Annotated in this window: 19 protein-coding genes and 1 tRNA gene; 14 read left to right on the top strand and 6 right to left on the bottom strand. The window is 57.6% G+C overall.

Annotation, left to right across the window (positions count from 1 at the left end):
• Positions 1 to 91: 91 nt before the first annotated feature.
• On the top strand, positions 92 to 3,838 hold the full coding sequence (locus AACY02_RS19060) for a bifunctional diguanylate cyclase/phosphodiesterase (RefSeq protein WP_339433293.1): 3,747 nt from the start codon (positions 92 to 94) through the stop codon (positions 3,836 to 3,838).
• Between the two features lie 15 nt (positions 3,839 to 3,853).
• Positions 3,854 to 3,930 (top strand) — tRNA-Ile (locus AACY02_RS19055).
• A 122-nt stretch (positions 3,931 to 4,052) separates the two neighbouring features.
• Here AACY02_RS19055 and AACY02_RS19050 read toward each other — a convergent pair.
• The 3 genes from AACY02_RS19050 to AACY02_RS19040 all read right to left on the bottom strand — a co-directional run bounded on the left by AACY02_RS19050 (position 4,053) and on the right by AACY02_RS19040 (position 5,606).
• Complete coding sequence (locus AACY02_RS19050; RefSeq protein ID WP_339433292.1) at positions 4,053 to 4,934, bottom strand: phage integrase; 882 nt, start codon at positions 4,932 to 4,934, stop codon at positions 4,053 to 4,055.
• Positions 4,935 to 5,121: 187 nt separating this feature from the next.
• Positions 5,122 to 5,361 (bottom strand): XRE family transcriptional regulator, encoded by a 240-nt coding sequence (locus AACY02_RS19045; protein WP_339433291.1) that lies wholly within the window; start codon positions 5,359 to 5,361, stop codon positions 5,122 to 5,124.
• Positions 5,358 to 5,606: a helix-turn-helix transcriptional regulator gene (locus AACY02_RS19040; protein ID WP_339433290.1), complete on the bottom strand. Its 249-nt coding sequence runs from the start codon at positions 5,604 to 5,606 to the stop codon at positions 5,358 to 5,360. Before AACY02_RS19040 ends, AACY02_RS19045 begins: the two co-directional genes overlap by 4 nt.
• A gap of 90 nt (positions 5,607 to 5,696) precedes the next feature.
• On the opposite strand from AACY02_RS19040, the gene AACY02_RS19035 reads away from it, so the two are divergent.
• The 6 genes from AACY02_RS19035 (at position 5,697) to AACY02_RS19010 (ending at position 10,255) form a co-directional block, all read left to right on the top strand.
• On the top strand, positions 5,697 to 5,924 hold the full coding sequence (locus AACY02_RS19035) for a hypothetical protein (RefSeq protein WP_141129360.1): 228 nt from the start codon (positions 5,697 to 5,699) through the stop codon (positions 5,922 to 5,924).
• A 270-nt stretch (positions 5,925 to 6,194) separates the two neighbouring features.
• Complete coding sequence (locus tag AACY02_RS19030) at positions 6,195 to 8,627, top strand: toprim domain-containing protein (protein ID WP_339433289.1); 2,433 nt, start codon at positions 6,195 to 6,197, stop codon at positions 8,625 to 8,627.
• 487 nt (positions 8,628 to 9,114) lie between these two features.
• On the top strand, positions 9,115 to 9,408 hold the full coding sequence (locus AACY02_RS19025; protein WP_339433287.1) for a hypothetical protein: 294 nt from the start codon (positions 9,115 to 9,117) through the stop codon (positions 9,406 to 9,408).
• Positions 9,409 to 9,421: 13 nt separating this feature from the next.
• A complete protein-coding gene (locus AACY02_RS19020) occupies positions 9,422 to 9,673 on the top strand; it encodes a hypothetical protein (protein WP_339433286.1) in 252 nt (83 codons plus the stop codon).
• Between the two features lie 61 nt (positions 9,674 to 9,734).
• Entirely contained in the window at positions 9,735 to 10,019 is a 285-nt protein-coding gene (locus AACY02_RS19015; RefSeq protein WP_339433285.1) for a hypothetical protein, read from the top strand.
• Complete coding sequence (locus tag AACY02_RS19010) at positions 10,013 to 10,255, top strand: hypothetical protein (protein ID WP_262948200.1); 243 nt, start codon at positions 10,013 to 10,015, stop codon at positions 10,253 to 10,255. Before AACY02_RS19015 ends, AACY02_RS19010 begins: the two co-directional genes overlap by 7 nt.
• A gap of 697 nt (positions 10,256 to 10,952) precedes the next feature.
• Here AACY02_RS19010 and AACY02_RS19005 read toward each other — a convergent pair.
• The 3 genes from AACY02_RS19005 to AACY02_RS18995 are packed head-to-tail and all read right to left on the bottom strand — an operon-like array spanning position 10,953 to position 14,098.
• On the bottom strand, positions 10,953 to 11,210 hold the full coding sequence (locus tag AACY02_RS19005; RefSeq protein ID WP_339433284.1) for an ogr/Delta-like zinc finger family protein: 258 nt from the start codon (positions 11,208 to 11,210) through the stop codon (positions 10,953 to 10,955).
• A 52-nt stretch (positions 11,211 to 11,262) separates the two neighbouring features.
• Positions 11,263 to 12,129, bottom strand: coding sequence for a phage portal protein (locus AACY02_RS19000; protein WP_339433334.1), 867 nt, complete (start codon positions 12,127 to 12,129; stop codon positions 11,263 to 11,265).
• The gene (locus AACY02_RS18995) at positions 12,041 to 14,098 is read right to left on the bottom strand and encodes a terminase large subunit domain-containing protein (RefSeq protein WP_339433283.1); all 2,058 of its coding nucleotides are present in this window, start codon (positions 14,096 to 14,098) and stop codon (positions 12,041 to 12,043) included. The genes AACY02_RS19000 and AACY02_RS18995 overlap by 89 nt, the downstream gene beginning before the upstream one ends.
• 163 nt (positions 14,099 to 14,261) lie before the next feature.
• Here AACY02_RS18995 and AACY02_RS18990 point away from each other — a divergent pair, with 163 nt between their 5' ends.
• From AACY02_RS18990 to AACY02_RS18965, 6 genes are all read left to right on the top strand, one after another.
• Positions 14,262 to 15,188 carry a GPO family capsid scaffolding protein gene (locus tag AACY02_RS18990; protein WP_339433282.1) on the top strand — a complete coding sequence of 309 codons (927 nt, stop codon included), beginning with the start codon at positions 14,262 to 14,264 and terminating at the stop codon, positions 15,186 to 15,188.
• Positions 15,189 to 16,211: a phage major capsid protein, P2 family gene (locus tag AACY02_RS18985; protein WP_339433281.1), complete on the top strand. Its 1,023-nt coding sequence runs from the start codon at positions 15,189 to 15,191 to the stop codon at positions 16,209 to 16,211.
• A complete protein-coding gene (gpM, locus tag AACY02_RS18980) occupies positions 16,208 to 16,912 on the top strand; it encodes a phage terminase small subunit (protein WP_339433280.1) in 705 nt (234 codons plus the stop codon). Before AACY02_RS18985 ends, gpM begins: the two co-directional genes overlap by 4 nt.
• Positions 16,913 to 17,014: 102 nt before the next feature.
• Positions 17,015 to 17,476 (top strand): head completion/stabilization protein, encoded by a 462-nt coding sequence (locus tag AACY02_RS18975; RefSeq protein ID WP_339433279.1) that lies wholly within the window; start codon positions 17,015 to 17,017, stop codon positions 17,474 to 17,476.
• On the top strand, positions 17,473 to 17,922 hold the full coding sequence (locus AACY02_RS18970; protein ID WP_339433278.1) for a phage tail protein: 450 nt from the start codon (positions 17,473 to 17,475) through the stop codon (positions 17,920 to 17,922). Before AACY02_RS18975 ends, AACY02_RS18970 begins: the two co-directional genes overlap by 4 nt.
• Positions 17,912 to 18,592: a virion morphogenesis protein gene (locus AACY02_RS18965; protein ID WP_339433277.1), complete on the top strand. Its 681-nt coding sequence runs from the start codon at positions 17,912 to 17,914 to the stop codon at positions 18,590 to 18,592. The genes AACY02_RS18970 and AACY02_RS18965 overlap by 11 nt, the downstream gene beginning before the upstream one ends.
• Positions 18,593 to 18,603: the final 11 nt, after the last annotated feature.

Below are 18,603 nucleotides of genomic sequence, written 5' to 3'. Positions count from 1 at the left end.
TATGTAGAAGATTAAAGTCCTCGCTCCCCCCTCCCCCCGCATACCCCGTCTACACTCGAAACAATCACCCTTGAGCCATAACGAGAGCGTTATGCCCAGACTGGCGTCCGTGCTTTTTTTGCTGTCACTGATGATCTGGACCGCAACGGCTGCCGCGCTGACTCTGACCGATGAAGAACGTAGCTGGCTGGCGGCTCACCCCGACTTGCACCTGGGTGTGGATGCATCGTGGCCGCCCTTTGAGTTTCGCGATGACCAGGCACGCTATCAGGGCTTGGCGGCTGACTACATCGACGTCATACGCCAGCGTCTGGCGATCAAGCTCACCCCCATCGAGCCTTCGAGCTGGACGCAAGTCCTGGAACAGGTCAAAAGCGGCAAGATCGACCTGCTGCCGGGGATCATGTCCACCCCGGAGCGCCAGAACTACCTGTCGTTCACCCGCCCTTACCTCGACTTCCCGATTGTCATTCTGTCCCATGTCGGCGGCGCGCAACCGCGCAAGATAGAAGACCTCTACGGCCTGAAAATTGCCGTAGTGAAAAACTATGCGCCCCACGAATTGCTTCGCCTCAACCACCCGGACCTGAATCTTGTCGCCATGCCCAATGTCAGCTCGGCATTGCAGGCACTGGCGACCGATGAGGTGGACGCGGTGGTCGGCGACCTCGCTTCAAGCGTCTGGAGCCTGCGTCAACTCAAGCTCGACGGTTTGTATGTCAGCGGCGAAACCCCGTATCGCTATCAACTGGCGATGGCTGTGCCGCGCGAGAACAAAATGCTGGTGGGCATTCTGGACAAAGTCCTGGCAGACATGACCCCGGCTGAAATCAGCAGCATTCAAGAGCATTGGGTCGGTAACGTCCTCGATCACCGAACGTTCTGGTCTGACTTGCTGGTTTACGGCCTTCCCGGTCTGTTGTTGCTGGTCATCATTCTGGCCGCCGTCATCCGCATCAATCGGCGCCTGAGCTCGGAAATCGCGCGACGTATCGACCTGGAACAGGAACTGCGCAGCAGCGAGTACCACTATCGCGGCCTGGTGGAGAGCCTTTCGGCCATTGCGTGGGAGGCGCGTATAAGCGACTTCACTTACAGCTATGTATCGCCCCACGCTGAAGACCTGCTCGGTTATCCGCTGGCGCATTGGCTGGTCCCCGGCTTCTGGCGCAACATCATCCATCCGGCGGATCTGACTCGCGCCCAGAGCTTCTGCGATCACGAAGTGCTGGCAGGACGCGATCACAGCCTCGATTACCGGGTGATCACCGCCGACGGTCGCTGTCTGTGGGTGCGCGACATCGTCAGCCTGATCGAACACGGCCACGAACCGGTGATGCGTGGACTGATGATCGACATCAGCGAGACCAAGCGCACCGAAGAAGCCTTGCGGCTCTCGGAGCAGAAATTCGCCTCGGTCTTCCAGCAATGTCCGGACATTCTGGTGATTGCGCGGCTATCCGACGGTTGCCTGCTGGAGGTCAACGAAGCCTTCGAGGAGCAGATAGGCCTGAAAGCCGAAGAAGTCATCGGCCAGACGGCCACCGACCTGAATATCTGGGGCATTCCCGGCGTGGGTCCGGGGTTGTTGCAGCGCTTGCAGGCCGGCAGCATCCGCAACCTGGAGATGCCCTTCCGGCGCAACAACGGCCAGGTGTTCACCGGCCTGATCTCCGCCGAGCCGTTCGACCTCGACACGACGCCTGCACTGGTGGTGGTGGTGCGCGACATCACTCAGCTCAAGGAAACCCAACAGCAACTGCAAACCTCGGAGGAGAAATTCGCCAAGGCCTTTCACGCTTCACCGGACGGTTTGCTGCTGTCACGCCAGAGCGACGGTTTGCTGCTGGAAGTCAACGAAGGTTTCAGCCGCATCACCGGCTTCAACAGCGCGATGTCGGTAGACCGCTCGGCGCTGGACCTGGGGATCTGGGTCAACCTCAACGAACGCAAGCAGATGCTCGACCTGCTGCATCGCGACGGCTTCGTCCGCGACTTCACCTGCCATATCCGCCGCAGCGACGGGCAGATCCGTCTGTGCGAAGTGTCCAGCCGTCCGCTGCCGATCGGCGAAGAAGACTGCATGTTGACCATCGCCCGCGACATCACTGAACGCCACCTGATGCAGGAAAAACTGCAACAGGCTGCGACCGTGTTCGAGAGCACTGCCGAAGGCGTATTGATCACCGATACCCAGCAACACATCAGCGCGGTCAACCGAGCCTTCACCGAGATCACCGGCTATAGCGAAAGCGAGGCGCTCGGCCACACCCCTCGCCTGCTCGCCTCGGGCCTGCACGACAGCGCGTTTTATGCCGCCATGTGGCATCAACTGACCCACGAAGGTCACTGGCAGGGCGAGATTTCCAACCGGCGCAAGAACGGCGAACTGTATCCGAGCTGGCTGACCATCAGCGCCGTGCGTAACCGCGACAAATTCATCACTCACTTCGTTGCGGTGTTTGCCGACATCTCCAGCCTCAAGCATGCCCAGGCCAAACTCGACTACCAGGCCCACCATGACCCGCTCACCGGCCTGCCGAACCGTACGCTGTTCGAAAGCCGCTTGCTGATGGCGCTGAACAACCAGCAGGAAAACGGCAGCCAAGGGGCGGTGCTGTTCCTGGACCTCGACCGCTTCAAACACATCAACGACAGCCTCGGCCACCCCGTCGGTGACCTGCTGCTCAGGGGTATCGCGGTTCGGTTGAAAGAACAAGTGCGCGACATCGACACCGTCGCGCGGCTAGGCGGCGACGAATTCATCATCCTGCTCCCGGGCCTGCAACAGGCGAGCGACGCCGACAATATCGCGACCAAACTGCTCAATTGCTTCGGTGCACCGTTCCAGGCCGGCGAACACGAGTTCTTCATCAGCGCCAGCATCGGCACCAGTATGTATCCGCGCGACGGTTGCGACGTGGCCACCCTGGTGAAAAACGCCGACGCCGCGATGTATCGCTCCAAAGCCAAGGGCCGCAACCGCGTCGAAAGCTACACCCGCGACCTCACCGCCCAGGCCAGCGAACGCGTGGCGCTGGAACACGAACTGCGCCGGGCCATCGAACGCGATGAGTTGCATCTGTATTACCAACCGAAAATCAGTCTCGACGACCACAGCCTGGTGGGCGCCGAAGCACTGATTCGCTGGCGTCATCCGACCTTCGGCGACGTGCCGCCCGAGCACTTCATCCCATTGGCCGAAGAGAACGGAATGATTCTGCAGATCGGCGACTGGGTGCTGGAAACCGCCTGCCGGCAAATGTTTGAGTGGAATCAGCTCTACGAAAGCCTCGGCCCGCTGTCGGTCAACCTCGCCGGCGCGCAATTGCGCCAGCCGAACCTGCTCGGACGCATCGAACAACTGCTCAAGGACAACCGCCTGCAGCCAGGCTTACTGCAACTGGAAATTACCGAAAATTTCATCATGAGTCAGGCCGAAGAGGCGCTGGCCGTCTTGCACCAGCTCAAACACCTCGGTGTACAACTGGCGATCGACGACTTCGGCACCGGCTACTCCTCACTCAGTTACCTCAAACGCCTGCCGCTGGACATCCTCAAAATCGACCAGTCTTTCGTTCGCGGACTGCCCGACGACCCCCACGACGCGGCGATTGTGCGCGCCATCATCGCGCTGGGACGGAGCATGCAATTCACCGTAATCGCCGAAGGCGTGGAAACCCAGGCCCAACAGAAATTCCTCGCCGCCGAAGGGTGCGAACAGATCCAGGGCTACATCGTCAGCCTTCCCCTGCCGCCCGAAGAATTCGCCGCAACGTTTCTTCGTATTGCCGTATCGGATTTTTCGGATAGCACAGCCGAGAAACCATCGCTATAATCCGCGGCCTACTGAGGGCCTATAGCTCAGTTGGTTAGAGCAGAGGACTCATAATCCTTTGGTCCACGGTTCAAGTCCGTGTGGGCCCACCACATTTGAAAGCCACGTATTACGTGGCTTTTGTCGTTTCTGGCACCTGAGAAATTCGGTCAGTTGGATTGCGAAAAAACCCGCTCCGTCCAAAATTCGTCCAATTCCAATTTTGGACGGCCGATTACGCTACTTTCTCAACCACCGGTTTCGCCTCCAAAAGACTGGCCAGCGGATTCAACGTAACAACCTCGGCCATGTGACCAGGGCTGAAGTGAGCGTACTTCTGAGTCATGGCCAATGTCGCATGCCCAAGCACCTTTTGAAGCGTCAGTATGTCCCCGCCGTTCATCATGTAATGGGACGCGAAGGTATGCCGTAGAACATGCGTTAGCTGCCCATCGGGCAGTTCTAAGCCGATCGCCTCAACGCTACGCCGGAAGGTGTTGTAGCAAGGCGTGAAAGGCAATGCTGCTTTCAACCGATCCTCAAGCCGTTTCGAGATGGGCACCGACCGGTTCTTACTGGATTTCGTCCGGCTGTAATGCACCATCTGATTACGCACTTGGCGCGGCTGTAACTTCTCCGCTTCGCCCCACCTGGCACCGGTGGCCAGGCACACTTCGGCGATCAAGCCAGCATCCGAATCACGCTTGGCCAGGTCGCAAAGCAGTTCTTGGATATGCTCGGCCAGCAGGTAGGCCATCTCGGTTTCGTCGAACTTGAGTTTGCGAACCTTGCCGAGCGGGTTGTCTGCATCCCACTCGCCCAGTCGGGCCAACTCGTTGAACACGGCACGCAGGTACGACAGTTCATGATTGAGCATGTTTGCGCTGATGGGTTTCGGATCTGCGCCACCCTTGGCGTAACCTGCGCCTGGCGTCGTTCTGGAATGCTTCCCCTCGGCACGCTCGGCACGGTACTGCGCAAAGTGGGCAGACGTGAACTTATGCGCTTTCGGATTCCCCATCCGATTGACCATGCTGATCAGCAACGCCAGGCGCTGTTCGCCCGTCTTCAGATTTTGGCCGTGGACGACGTACCAGCGATTGACCAGGTCGAGCATGGTTCGCGCATCGTGCTTGGCGGGCTTAGCTACCCGGCCCGACGCACCTTCTCCCATGACCTTGCTGTGGTAATGAGTCGCTTCGTTTTTGGTAGGGAAAATCCTGCGGGTTCGATAGCCGTAGCTGCCGTCAGGGCGGCAGTCCACTTCGTAGCGGCCATCCGGTAGTTTTCTTATCGGCACGGACTTACACGGGGCTAATCTGCCCTGCCTCCGGTATGGTTTGGCCAGTCATCAGCCACATCGTGTATTTGGTGAGCAGAGGGTGTTGGGTGACTTTCAACAGTTCTGAAGAGGCAACCGTTTTACTTCGCCCGTACTCGTACGCCTTCCACGTCTCAACCTTGATACCGGTGATATTGCTGATTTCGACCTGGGTAAATCTTTCTCGGGTTCGGATCAGCTTTAGCTTTTCACCGAGACTCATTGACCGATGACCGGGCTTATTTGCCCAATCTCTGGTGCCGTCTCATCGGTCACCAACCACAACGCGTAACGCTTGAAACGCGGGTGCATGGTGATTTTCAACAGCTCTGTAGAGCTTACGGATGCGCGCCGCCCGTACTCGTACCCCTTCCATGTTTCGAGCTTGATGCCCGCGATATCGCAAATTTCTGTCTGAGTCAGACGCTCAGTCAGCCGCACTTCCTTGAGTTTTTGACCTAGTTCCAACGCATGGCTCCTATTGACATGTGCGAATGCACATTCGTAACATGTGCATATGCCACTTTATTCGGCATATATACACATGGAGCTTATCAAATGCAGATCACCATAGACACGCCTTACACGACAGTTCGGGAGCTTGCGCGTCGGTCGGGACAGTCCGAACGTGCGATCCGCAATGACATCGAGCGCGGCCGAATCCTCATTCGCGCCAAGGCCGAGGGATCTAAAGAAGCACTGTTGATCAATATGGTCGCTTTGGCCATGGAAGCAGCAGAACAAGCCGAACGCGTGTCTGCCAAACCGACCTCTTCCAAGCGCTAAGGCACGGTGATGAACGCAAGAACACGCATCACCTCCGACCAATTCGAAGAGATCTATCAGACTGACGTCGTCAAGGCGTTGGAAAACGATAGAGAGCTGGACTTCAAGGACATCAGTGATAAGTACCTACAGAAAGGAACCTGTCCTAACTGCGGCCAGCAGAAGCTGTTCATCAGTCGCGAAAAGCCCTATCGGTTGAAGTGCAACCGCGATAACGAGTGCCAGTTCGAACAGAACACACGGGAGCGTTACAGCTACCTGTTCGAAAACTTGAGCGAGCGTTTCCCGGCTACAGAAGCCAATCCCAACGCCACGGCAGACGCCTATCTAAAGCGCAACCGCGGTTTTGATGTAGCCAAACTCGCCGGCTGGTACGCCCAAGCTAAACGCAAGATGAAGTCAGGCGTCTGGGCCGATACCGTCCGCTTTCCGCTGTGCAACGGTTACTGGGAAAGGATCATCGACGAGAGCATGGTTGCCGCAAACAAAGGCGACAAAGCTGGCATCAAGTTCGAAATGTCTTACCAGAACAGCGGCTGGACGCCACCAGGGCAAACCATTGAAAAGAGCGATCGGGTCTACATAGTGGAAGGGATCTTCCACGCGATCGCTCTACACCTGGCCGGCAAAAAGGCGATCGCATCGATCAGTTGCGTGAACTTCCCTTGGGCGATTGTGGAAGCGAACAAAGGCAAGCTGGTGACATGGGTCATCGGCCTTGATGACGACAAAGCCGGTCACAAATACATTCCCAAGTATCTGAAGATGCTGCGCGGCATGACGGAAATAGCCTGGGTTGCTCTCGCCGGCGAACGCGATTGGGATGATGTGTACCGGGATGGTGAACTGGACGACAAATTTCTGGACGACGCTTGTTATCGCGGCCGGCTGTTCACCGCTGAAAGCACAAACAAACTCGCCTACCTGCTGTACCTGCGCCGGCCAGCCGGCTTCTATCTGCTGGAGTTTCGTAACCAACTGTATTCGGCCCGGGTCAACCAAGCAGACCTGAGCAAGGATCTGGGCGAAGACAAGGTGGACGGCAACCGCGAGATCTTTTCCCGCAATGTGAAGATAGCGCAAATATCCAACTGCATCCCCAGCCTGGATTACCTCGAAAAAGACATCATCACCGGCGAGCAACGCTACTACTTCGACTTCCGTTTTCCCGACCGCAGTCGCAGCGTTCAGGCGCCACTACCATCGAGCGCCATTGCAGAGCCGCGTGGATTCGTCCGGGCAATGCTCGACTTCACGCCAGGCGGAAACTTTGAGGGCGGCGCCCGTGAGCTGGCCATGCTCAAAGCCAAATGGCTGAACGATGAGCGGCGCCCGGTGCGCACTGTTCGCAGCCTCCCGTTCATTGGCTACGACGAAGACTCAGGCACCTACTGCTATCCAAAGTTCGGGTTTCATGGCGGCAGAGAGTTGCAGGTGAATAGCCACGGTTTCATCGAGGTCAAGGGTGCCGGTGTAAAAACCGCTTTGGTGAACACAAAGTTCGAACGCGGTACCGACTTCGATCCGGAATGGTTCCCCGACTTCTTAGCGGTTCATAGCCTGAATGGCCTAGCCGCACTGTCGTGGTGGACAGCGTCACTGTTCGTTCAACAGATTGGCGTTCAGCAGGCGTCGTTCCCTTTCCTCGAGCTGACCGGCGAACCAGGCGCGGGCAAGTCCACCCTACTACGATTCCTGTGGCGCTTGATCGGTCGCGACAACATGGAAGGCATTAAACCCAGTGGCACCGGTGCCAGCGCCGTGGGCCTTTCACGCGCCCTTTCCGAAGTCAGCAACTTACCGGTTGTCCTGATCGAATCCGATCGGACTTACACCGATGCCCAGGGCCGATCAGTGACGGTGCAATTCGCCTGGGATGAAATGAAGACGCTGTATGACTATCACGCCCCTGTACGTGTAACCGGCGCGAAGACCACCGGTAACGAGACGCGCACCAGCATCTGGCGCGGTGCCTTGGCCATCTCACAGAACGAAACAGTGGACGGCTCCGAGGCCATTCTTTCGCGCATCGTGCATATGCACTGCACCAAGGATCACCACTCGCTGGCCCTGAAGCCGATGGCCGATCGGTTGAAGATCATGAAAGCCAAGGAGCTGGGCGGCTTCCTGCGCCGTGTACTGGCTTTCGAAAAACAATGGTTGGAGCGCTACTTCGAGGCATTCCCGCGCTATGAGAAACGTCTTCAGTCCATCAACGCCCTGACGGAAGCGCGGATCGTCCAGAGCTTTGCGCAAGTCCTTGCAGCGGCCTACGCAACCCAGCCGCTGTTTCCCACCTGGACGGACAGAGACACAGAAAGCCTGGCTAAACATCTGGAGGCCCGCGCCATCGATCGCCAACAGCGCTGCCGATCGGAGAACCCGACCGCCGCCAAGTTCTGGCAGATCTATCACTACTTGAATGAAGACGTGGTGACCATCATCGATGCCGAAGGCGAACGCGAAGAGACCCGCGAAACGCTCAACCACAGCATCGACAAAGAACTCATCGGCATCAACATCGAGCATTTCCAGCAGGCCTGTAGAAAGGCTGGCCAAGACGTCATTCCTGACACCCAGTTGCGCCGCGCATTGGCCACCAGCACCACCCACAAATTCATTGAGACGCGTAAAGCACGGTCACGACTGGAGAAACGCTCTCTGTGGCTTTGGTTCTTCAGCAAGCGGGGGGAGGCCTCATGAAACGTATGGGTCAGCAGGTGTATCGGGTGTGCATGGGTAAGAGCTTGGCTTTTGTGCGAAGTCCCCTTGTTTGTCCGGAACATCCGGAACATTTCTATTCAATAGATAAAATTATCAATAAATACAGTCACTTAATTACAAAAAAATGTTCCGGTCGCACTGGAACATTCCGGAACACACCGGAACGGATTGTGTTCCGGCATGTTCCGGCAATGTTCCGGTCAGCGTTTTTACCGGAACATGGCTGTAGCCCTTACAACACAAGGCTTACAGCCGATTCGCAAAAAAACGTGTTCCGGAATGTTCCGGTAGTACCGGAACATTTTCGCTCAGCTACAGGCCCCGTAAATCAAGGGTTACAGCCAATCACTTTTTAAATGTTCCGGATGTTCCGGACTCCGAGCGGTCTTGCGCGCGTTTTTTACTGGCGGACTCGACTCACCCTCCTGGATCAAGAGACCCAGGCTCATAAAAAAGGAGCAACACCATGCAAGTACAAGTCATCACCGGCGGCCAAGCCACAGGCAAAACCACCCGGCTACGCGCCATTCAAGCCGAACTACAAAAGCAGGGGATCGAGGCGCCAATCCTCGTCGGCCAGCAATGGACTACCCCGTACTTCGTGAACCTGATCGCAGAGAAAGCAATGGCCGGTGCCAAGCAATTCCTGGCCGACGACTGCACCCAGTTCCAGATCAAAGCCGCGATGAATCTGCAAGCCCAGGGCATTCACTCCGGAATCCCATCTGACTTTGTGGTTCACCTGGTGCGCCAAGCGTAAGGAGGGGGCAGCAATGATTATTCGCTTCTTAGCCAATACCCTGCCCGGCGAGCTGCCGTTACCTAGCAGCTACGTCGACCAGCGCTCACCGGAAGATCTGGCCGAGCTGGCAGCGGCGGCACATTGGCGGGATCACCCGGAGGACACGCCGACGTTCATCACGGTCGTGCATATGCACGATGTGGATGGGCATGACCTGGGATTGTTTGAAGTGCGCTGTGAACAGCGCCAAGTATTTACGGCAAGCCATTTGCGGCAAGCGTAAGAGAGACGGTGTCGAGGAGTTGCAGCTCCCCGACACCAACCACCACAAGAGGAGCAACACCATGCAAGCACAGCACCCAAGCAGCGGCGGTAGCAAGGCTATCACACCGCCCGGCCCACGCAGCAGCACGTTCATGCCCCCTCGCCCTCTTTTGGCGACGGCGATGATTGGTGCCGCCTTGATTGGCTACCTGGTTCACAAAACCCCGGACGCCCGGCAGCGCCTCGAAAGCCTGGCCGAAATGGCTCAAACCTTGGGCGATCTGTCCGATCGCGATGCTGACGTGGTCGCTCGACTGCTCGCCAAACCAATAGCAGTACAACAGAAAGGAGTTAGCCCATGCTGATCGACGGTCAGTTTGTAGCAGTCAGTGAAGCGCAGTACGACGACGCCCGCAAACAGATGGAGTTGCCCGCCGACTTTCACTTGGTTGAGGCCACCGCCCTACTCCACCACAACACCGGGAATGGTATGGCGCACATTCCGTTGCCGGCGGGCCTGGTGGTCGCCGCGTTTGAAGATCCACACGGACATCGGCGTTATGGCGTAGTCACGCTGACGACGCCCCGCAATAAGCCGTAATAGTTCTAGCGGCTAAAATTTCATTGATACTGTGATTCACCTGGGCGCTTCGGCGCCCTTTTTTGTGCCTGTAATCAAAGAAATTTCTGCGCACCATTATTCCTTGACATACATGAAACCATAGTTTCATGCAGACACACCCAACAAAGATCAACAGCACAAAAACCCAAACATCAAAAGAACTGAGCAATAGTTTAGCCATACAAAACCTTCGCTAGACCTCAACAACTAAAAAGCACCTACAAATGAACAGTGCAATGCGTACGTACGTAGATACTAACGTACGCATGAAAGTATAAATTCATGCAGTCGCTAATGAAATTTCCACAAAGAACAATCTCACCAAAGCACCAGAATACGGGGGCTTCACAGATACAACCTCACGGTGTAGCTTGGGTTTATAGGGAACTAAGGCGACGTCTGACCCGATATAAAATATTATTTGACAATCTAATTTTTAAATACGTAAAGTGCCCGGCATCTGACCCGCCCAGCATGGAGCCATAGAAATGGACGAGCGAACTATTATTCACACTAGAGACATCATCGAAGAGGTCGCAAAAGTATTAATTTCATTGAGCGTATCAGTCGGGGCTAGACCACTGAGCGAAGAGGAAAGCGGCGGTGTGGTAGCGACCATGACTTGGAGTCACGGTCGACTACTGGAATGTTCTAGAGAACTGGGAGAGGTGTTTAATCAGAGAGGTAGCGAACTAAGCTGATCAAATAACTGACGTTGCTGAGCAAGCGGCATTTCACGTAGTCGGTCGAAAATCAACTGGTCGACCGATTGGGCCGAGGGACGCAAGGGGTGTGAATAGGTAAGGTTCATTACGAATGTATGCCCGCAACGTGGGTTGAGGCACTGGCAGTACAGCTTTGCATATTCCACATTCATGTTTTCGCGTGAATCAATCCGAGCCTTACCCGCACAATCCCTACAAATGATCCGCATTGCTCCCCTCCCCGATGGTGTACGTACGTACACTATTCTACGTGAAGCAACTTCAAACCGCTGCGCCTGAGTCAACAGGTTCACGCCATCCGATACGCCGATCAGGCCGCAGTGAATCATTCAACTGGTCGAACAACTGACAGATCGGTCGAATCTCGTTGTTGGTGTAAACCCGATCAATCTTTTCAATGTCGCCGAACCCTCCGCTGTTCTCCGGGATGATCCCGGCCAGCGCGGGGTTCATCCGCCACGCGGCAATCACGTCGTTACGGGTGATGTTCTTCACCTTCTCCAGCTCGTCTTTCGCCTGGAAATCCCCCACGGGAATGATCTGGATCGCCTCCTTATCGCCGCCCGGGATGTTGACGAACATCGAGCGGAAGTTACCCACACCCTTGCTCGCGGTGATCTGCGCCCTCAGCTCGTCCTCGTCGTCTTCGCTCAGGTTCGGGTCGTTGGTGTAGAAGATGTAGCCCGCGTGGGCGCCGTTGCTGTAGTAGCGCCGGCGGAACAGGGTCGCGGCCTCGTTAAGCAGCAGCGCTTGCATGCCGCCCAGGTAATCAGGCACGCCGTAGATGTTCTGTTCCACGTCGTAATTCATGACGTGTTCGATTTCGTCCTGGTCGAACTCCACTTCTTTGCCGTCCGGTAGCAGCATCACAAAACCACCGTCCACCTTGACCCGCATGTTGATCGTCGGCAGGTGCTCCATCTCAAGCACCTGCCCGAAGGCGTTGCGGTTACGCAGGAAATACGCCTCGCCGAACACCATAAAGTCGAGCCCAGCACGGCCCATGGTCGTGATCGAACAGCCCTCCGACGGGATGAACTCACGCAGCAACAGGTTGCGCTTGAACCCGGGAATGGCGCCGTGGTGTGCGTTGGCGCGCAGCAGTTTGGCCAGCCCCTGGCGCGACACCGGCGGCGTGTAGATCCGGCCGTCGTGCGTGGCGAACACGCCCAGGTACTGCCCGATGTTTTCGCTCAGTACCTGTTCGGGTGCGCCGAATGAAAACATCCGTGCTCGCCCGGGGGCTGCGGCTGCCGGTGTTTGCTGTCGTTTTTTTCGCGCCATTGTTTGCTGATCCAGTCATTGAGTAGCGGCTACGCCGCTGCTTGTTGGTATTGAGGGGTTCGTGGGCCAGGGCATGCATGATCGCCCAAGCGATATCGGCGTGACCCGAGGCGTCGGTACGCGATGCGCTGTAGGTGACTTGGCCACCGCCTGTGGTGCCGCGCTTGATCGTCAGGAAGGCCTGAGCGATGTCGTTCCAGCCGGCATCCCATTCGATCCGACTGCCCTGAATAGTGTCTTGGGCTTTGAGTACCAGGGTGTTTTTCGTTTCGAGGCTGTAGTGAATCGAGGTCGCACGCGGGTAGAAATCGCGCACCAGGTCAAACACGCCGTAGCCGATGCCGGTGGTATCGATGCCGATGTGTTGCACGTTGAACCGCTCGGTGAGTTTCTTGACCTGCTCCGCCTGGTACTTGAACGACTGCCCCCGCCAACTGTGCTTTTCCAGAATCCTGAACTTGGCGCCAGGCTCCAGTGGCGGTGCAACGACCACGCAACTGGCATCGTCCCGGGTACGGCTGGGGTCGTAGCCGATCCACACAGGGCTGTTGCCGAAGGGGCGCGGATCGTCGGGGTCGTAGTCGGCCCAAAGCGACAAGTCGGAGTAGCAGCGCTCCAAGTCGGATAGGGAGAACGCGCTCATGGTGCTGTCGATGAATTTGCACATGAACAGTTGCTCAAACTTGTCCTCGTCGTACTCCAGTTGCAACTGCTCAAGGTCGAATAGATCGCAACCGCCAGCAATGGCGTCCAGGATGGTGATGACCTTGCGCCATTGCCCGTCTGGGCACAGCGAGCCCATCGCCGCCTGTGTCTCGCTAGGCCACGGGTTCTTGGCGTTTTTGCGTTTGCTGTTGCGGAATTTCTCACCCGTCCAGAACGGGTAAGCCTGGTGCGATACAGCACTGGGCGTTGAAAAGTAGGTCTTGCGCCACTTCTTGTGGGTGGCCATGGCACTGGCGACGGTATTCAGTTTTTCGAAATCGCGAATCCAGAAATATTCGTCAACGTAGACGTGGCCATGGTGACCCTGGGCGGTGCTGCTGTTGGTGCTGAGAAAACGCAGTTCGGCCCATGGTTTGCCGTCTTTGCTCAGCACAATCGGGTTGCCGGTCAGCTCCAGGCCGAACCACTCTTGTGCGAACGCGATGATGTAACTGCGGAAAATCTCAGACTGGGCACGGCTGGCCGACAGGAAAATCTGGTTGTCGCCTGTTAGCACCGCGTCCATAAACGCTTCGCCGGCGAAGTAGTAGGTCAGGCCCACCTGGCGGCTCTTGAGGATGTTCCGAATTCGGCAAGTCAACGGATTCTGTTTGGCCGCGAACAGCTCCTTTTGGTAGCCGTACATCTTGCTGATGAACTTGTCGAGGAAGTCCACCTCAGTCAGCCCGCTGACGTCGTTTTTTACTTTCTTCTCGCGCTTCTTGCCGCCCTTGTCGCCTCGCTCGCGGCGTTCACCGCGCTGTCCCTGCCGTTCTCCCGGGTTGTCCGATGGCGCATCAGTGATCGTTGCCGGCAACGGTTTGGCGGACTGCTTCAATAGCCGATCGCGAACGGTCGTGAGCCTGTCCAGTTCGTCCAGTTCGCCTTTGGTCAGGGTGGCTGCTTTCTCCAGGATAAGGGTGATTCGCCGACCCACCGCCGTCAGCGGTTCCTCGTCCGACAGCATCTCGTCCCAGCCGCCCTTAGCGATCCAGTAATAAACGATGCGGATGTTCGGCAGCTTGAGTTGTGCCTGAATCTCTCGCGGCTTGCAGCGGCGCAGATAGAGGCGTTTGGCGGCTTCTTTGACTTCGATTGAATAGAGCATGGGCCGCAGTCTATGCGGCGAAAACACGTAAAACGCGGGGTTAAATTCCGCCATCCTCCTAGATCGTGAAAATAGGAGGAACGCAAAAGCAAAGCGTTTGTTTGGGCGCTGCTCGCTCCCTATCGTGGCGGCTCAAACCACCGACTGAGCGCAGTTAACGCCCATGCCCCGTTCCCTTGTTTCGTTATGGAAACGTGTCGCCACCAGCGGCACCACCGCCGATGGTCGCGAGATCCTTCCCCAGGAACTGCGTGACGCCGCCGAGACCTACAAACCGTCGAAGTACACGGCCGTTATCTGGAGCGAACACGAACGCTGGATGGGCTCCCACGGCACCGTTTACGCCGTGCGCCTGGTTGAAGAGGGTGAAGATCTGGAGCCGGGGCAAATCGCCCTGGAGGCGCAACTCAAGCCCAATGACAAGTTGCTGTCGCTGAACGACCAGGGCGAAAAGCTGTTTACCAGCATCGAGATTACCCCGAACTTCGCGAACACCGGCAAAGCCTACCTGACCGGCCTGGCCGTCACTGACTCCCCGGCCAGCCTGGGCACTCAGGAACTCTACTTTTCCCATAAGACCAGTAAGGCCGCGTACTTCGCCGCCCCGGTCGAGCTTGGCCCCCTGATAGAGGCTGAGCCCAAAGGCGAGCTGGGCAAGTTGACTGCACTGTTCACCAGCCTGTTCAAGCGCTTAGGCCTTGAAGAATCCCCCGCAGCACCTTCGCAACCCCAAACAGAGAGCAAACCCCCAATGGATGAAGCTACAGCCAAAGCGCTGGCGGCACTGGTCGAACAGTTGCTGCTCGTCTCTGCCGGCATTCAAACCCTGATCGAGCCTGTGACCGCTGACGTAGTGGTTGAGCAGGAACCGATCGATAGCGTCGAAACCTCCGTTCAGGACATTCTCGACACCGCCGAAGAAGAGCGCGAATTCTCCCGCCGCCGTAAAGGCGCTTCGACCACCACCGCGTTGGCCACTGCGATTGCCAACCTGGACAAAAAATTCAACACGCTGCTCAACACCCCGAAAGGTCGCCAAGTGCCGCGCTCCACCGGCGCGACTCACAGCCAAAAGCGGAGAGTCGTGTAAATGGCCACGCTGAGCAGCAACGCCCAAGAGCAGTTCGCTCTGATGCAGGACGATCTGGCCGAGACCTACAACGTCCAGGACGCGTCTCGCCAGTTCGCCGTTGAACCCGCAATTGCCCAGGAACTGAACGACAAAATCACCGAGAAATCCGACTTTCTGAGTCGCATCAACGTGGTTCCGGTCAGCGAAATCAAGGGTCAAAAGGTGATGATCGGCGTGACTGGGCCAGTGTCCAGCCGCACCAACACCAAAACGACCGACCGTGAAGCCAAGGATTTCAGCGATCTGTCGGGCCTGGACTATGAGCTGTTTCACACCGAGTCCGATGTAGGGCTGTCTTTCGCCAAGATCGACAGTTGGGCCAAGTTCCCCGACTTTGCCGATCGCTACAGCGCGGCCGTGCAACGCCAGATCGCCCTTGATCGAATCATGATTGGCTGGCACGGCACCCACGCGGCTCCGCAGACCGACATCGTCGCGCACCCAATGCTTGAAGATGTGAACAAGGGTTGGCTGCAAATCGCCCGCGAACAGATCCCTGCCCAGGTACTCAAGGAAGGCAAAGCCGCCGGCAAAATCACCCTCGGCGCGGGCGGCGACTACGCCAACCTTGACGCCTTGGTGCATGACGTCAAACAGATGATTGATCCGGTGTTCCGTGATGCCGGCGATCTGATCGCCATCATCGGCAGCGACCTGTTGGCCAACGACAAGGGCAAGCTGTACGCCAAGCAAGGTGACACCCCGACCGAGAAGGAACGGATTGAAGGTGCCCAGGTGATCGCCACCTATGGCGGCTTGCCGTCCTTCCTGATCCCTCACTTTCCAGCCACGGGCCTAGTGGTCACCAGTTGGGACAACCTCTCGCTGTACTTCCAGGACAGCAGTTGGCGCCGTCACCTGATCGAGAACCCGAAACGCTCCCGTGTCGAAGATTACAACGGCCGCAACGAGGGCTACGTGATCGAGCAACTGGAAAAATTCGCGGCCATCGAAGCCGGCAACCTGGAGCTGCTGCCGTGAGCATTGCCCTGGCCCACAAACGGCGTGTTCTCGCGCTAGGCCCGGCGGCAGTGGCAACGGTCGAGCCTTACAGCTCCAGCACTGCCCTGGCCAGTCCAGCCAATGCGCAAAAGCACCTCAAGCTGATGGAAGGCGCGCTGGCGATCGATCTGGAACGTCTCAGCGAGATGAACAACCTCGCCAGCCGCCAGCAGCTCAAACGCGACGAACTGCTACCCAAATACATGGATTACGTCGAGCGCTACCGCGATTCCGGGCTGAACCACCCGAACTCGGTGCTGGTGCAAGTCATGGTCTGGCTGTTCGACACCGAGCAGTTCGAATTGGGCCTTGAAGTAGCAATGTTCGCCATCGGGCAAGGGCAACCCATGCCTGAGCGTTTCAAGCGTGACATCCCAACCTTCGTTGGCGATGCGGTGATTGAGTGGGCCGAAAACGAGCAGAAGTGCGGTCGCAACCCCGAGCCGTACCTGAGCAACATGCTGCCCTTCGTGGATGGTGAATGGGATCTGACCGAACAGATCCCGGCCAAGTACCACAAGTTGATCGGCATCCGTGCGCTCGACGCCAAGGAATGGGCGAAAGCCATCACCCACTTTGAACGTGCCACTGAGTTGCACCCCGCCGCCGGCGTGGGCACACGCCTGGAAGGCGCTCGTAAAGCGCTGGCAAAAGAACTGGCCACCAAAGCCGCCGAATAACCGACTACCCCCCCCCCCGGCGAGAAACTGTGGATGTGAGCCAACCATTTATGGCCCTGACCCACTGAAACAGTTTTCCCGCCCCTATTTGAGTGGCTAGCAATGAGCTTTTCCGGGAACCCCACCACCTTTGTGGAACAGGCGATTGAGAACGACGGCTTCTGGCCGAACCTCTCCGTGTCCGAGTTCCAGAAGGGTTACCGCCTGCCGGCGGAGTACCTGGTCGAGATGCTGGTCACTGATTTGAACACCGCGATGATTGAGGTCAACCGCGACCTGGCCAAGCGTAAAAGCCAATGGCAGAACGTTGGTGTCACCACAGTGGAATCTGCGGACACCACGGTGCTACCTGAGCGCACATTTCACGCAGCGACGTACAAGCGCGCCGTGTATTGCCGCGCCAAGGCCAGCTTGCTCACCCAGTTCGCGACCGTGAACCGTCGCGAAAGCGCTGAAAACATCGGCAAGGAATTGCCCGAGCGCGGCGAAACCTTTTTGGCGTTCAGCCAGCAGGCCGTCCGGGTGCTACAAGGCCGTGGCCGCATCACGGCGGTGTTGCTGTGATCAAGCTGCAAGGTCTAACCGCGTACCTGCGCGAACGTCGCCTAGTCCAGCCTGAACAACTCGATAGTTTCACCGAGCAGGTGAAGCTCTCGCTGATCTGGAAACCCGACGTCGCCGGCATGCACTTTGCCGACATGCACTATCGCGCCGCGATCATCCTGGAGCGATTCGCCGACCATCCTGCGCGGCTGATGGCCCTGGTGGGCAGTTGGCTGGAGAACCACGACACCGATCGCGATCGGTACGAATTACCGGCGCCGGAGTTCGCGGTTGAGCCGTTGGACAACGACCTGTTCGACGTGGAAATCACCCTGGAATTCGTCGAGCCGCAATATCTGGCCGAAGAGCCGGGCGGTGAGGTCGAGGCCTTCGGCAAACGCTGGGCGTTCCTCCCGTTTGACCTCTGGGTTGCCGAGCGTGGCGAGGTGGCCACCGGTGAGCGCTAATCCGTGCGACCTCGATGTCAGGGGCTTACTCAACGTCGACGCTCAACTGGCACTGCTGGAGCTGCCGCCCAAGCTGCGCCGGCGTCTGCTGAACAACGTGACCAAGCGCGTGCGATCGATGAGTCGCAAGCGTCAACGCGCTCAGCAGAACGTCGACGGCTCGCCGTTCGCCGAACGCAAGGGATCGGCCAAGGGCAAGAAAAAGATGGAAGCCGGTCTGGCCAAGCTGCTGCAAGTCACGCGGGTCAGTGCCGACGAGGCCGAACTGGGCTGGAAAAACGCCCTGACTCGCTGGGTCGCCACGCAGCAACACAACGGCGTCACTGAGCGGCGTACCGCTGCCCAAATGAAGCGCTGGAACGCCGTTGCGCCGGGTATCGCCTGCACGGAAAAACAGGCGAAACGCCTGCGCCGTCTGGGATTCAGCGTTCGGCAGAAGGGCAAAAAGAAGCCGGCGCGGCCGTCCGTGGCGTGGATTCAACAGCATGTGAACTACGCCAAGGCCGGTCTGCTGATTCGTATTTTGAATGGCGAGAAAACCGAGACATCCGGCGCGCAAAGCTGGGACATCACCCTGCCAAAACGTCAGTTCCTCGGCGTGGCCACCAGCAACGAAACCCGCGAGCTGGTTAACCAGGTCTTCCAACAAATCCTAACTTCACCCCGCTAACGAGGCACTGC

The sequence above is a fragment of the Pseudomonas sp. EA_65y_Pfl2_P78 genome (assembly GCF_963970495.1).
In the GTDB taxonomy this organism is placed as follows: Bacteria; Pseudomonadota; Gammaproteobacteria; order Pseudomonadales; family Pseudomonadaceae; genus Aquipseudomonas; species Aquipseudomonas baetica_A.
This window is presented reverse-complemented; position numbering and strand designations above follow the sequence as displayed.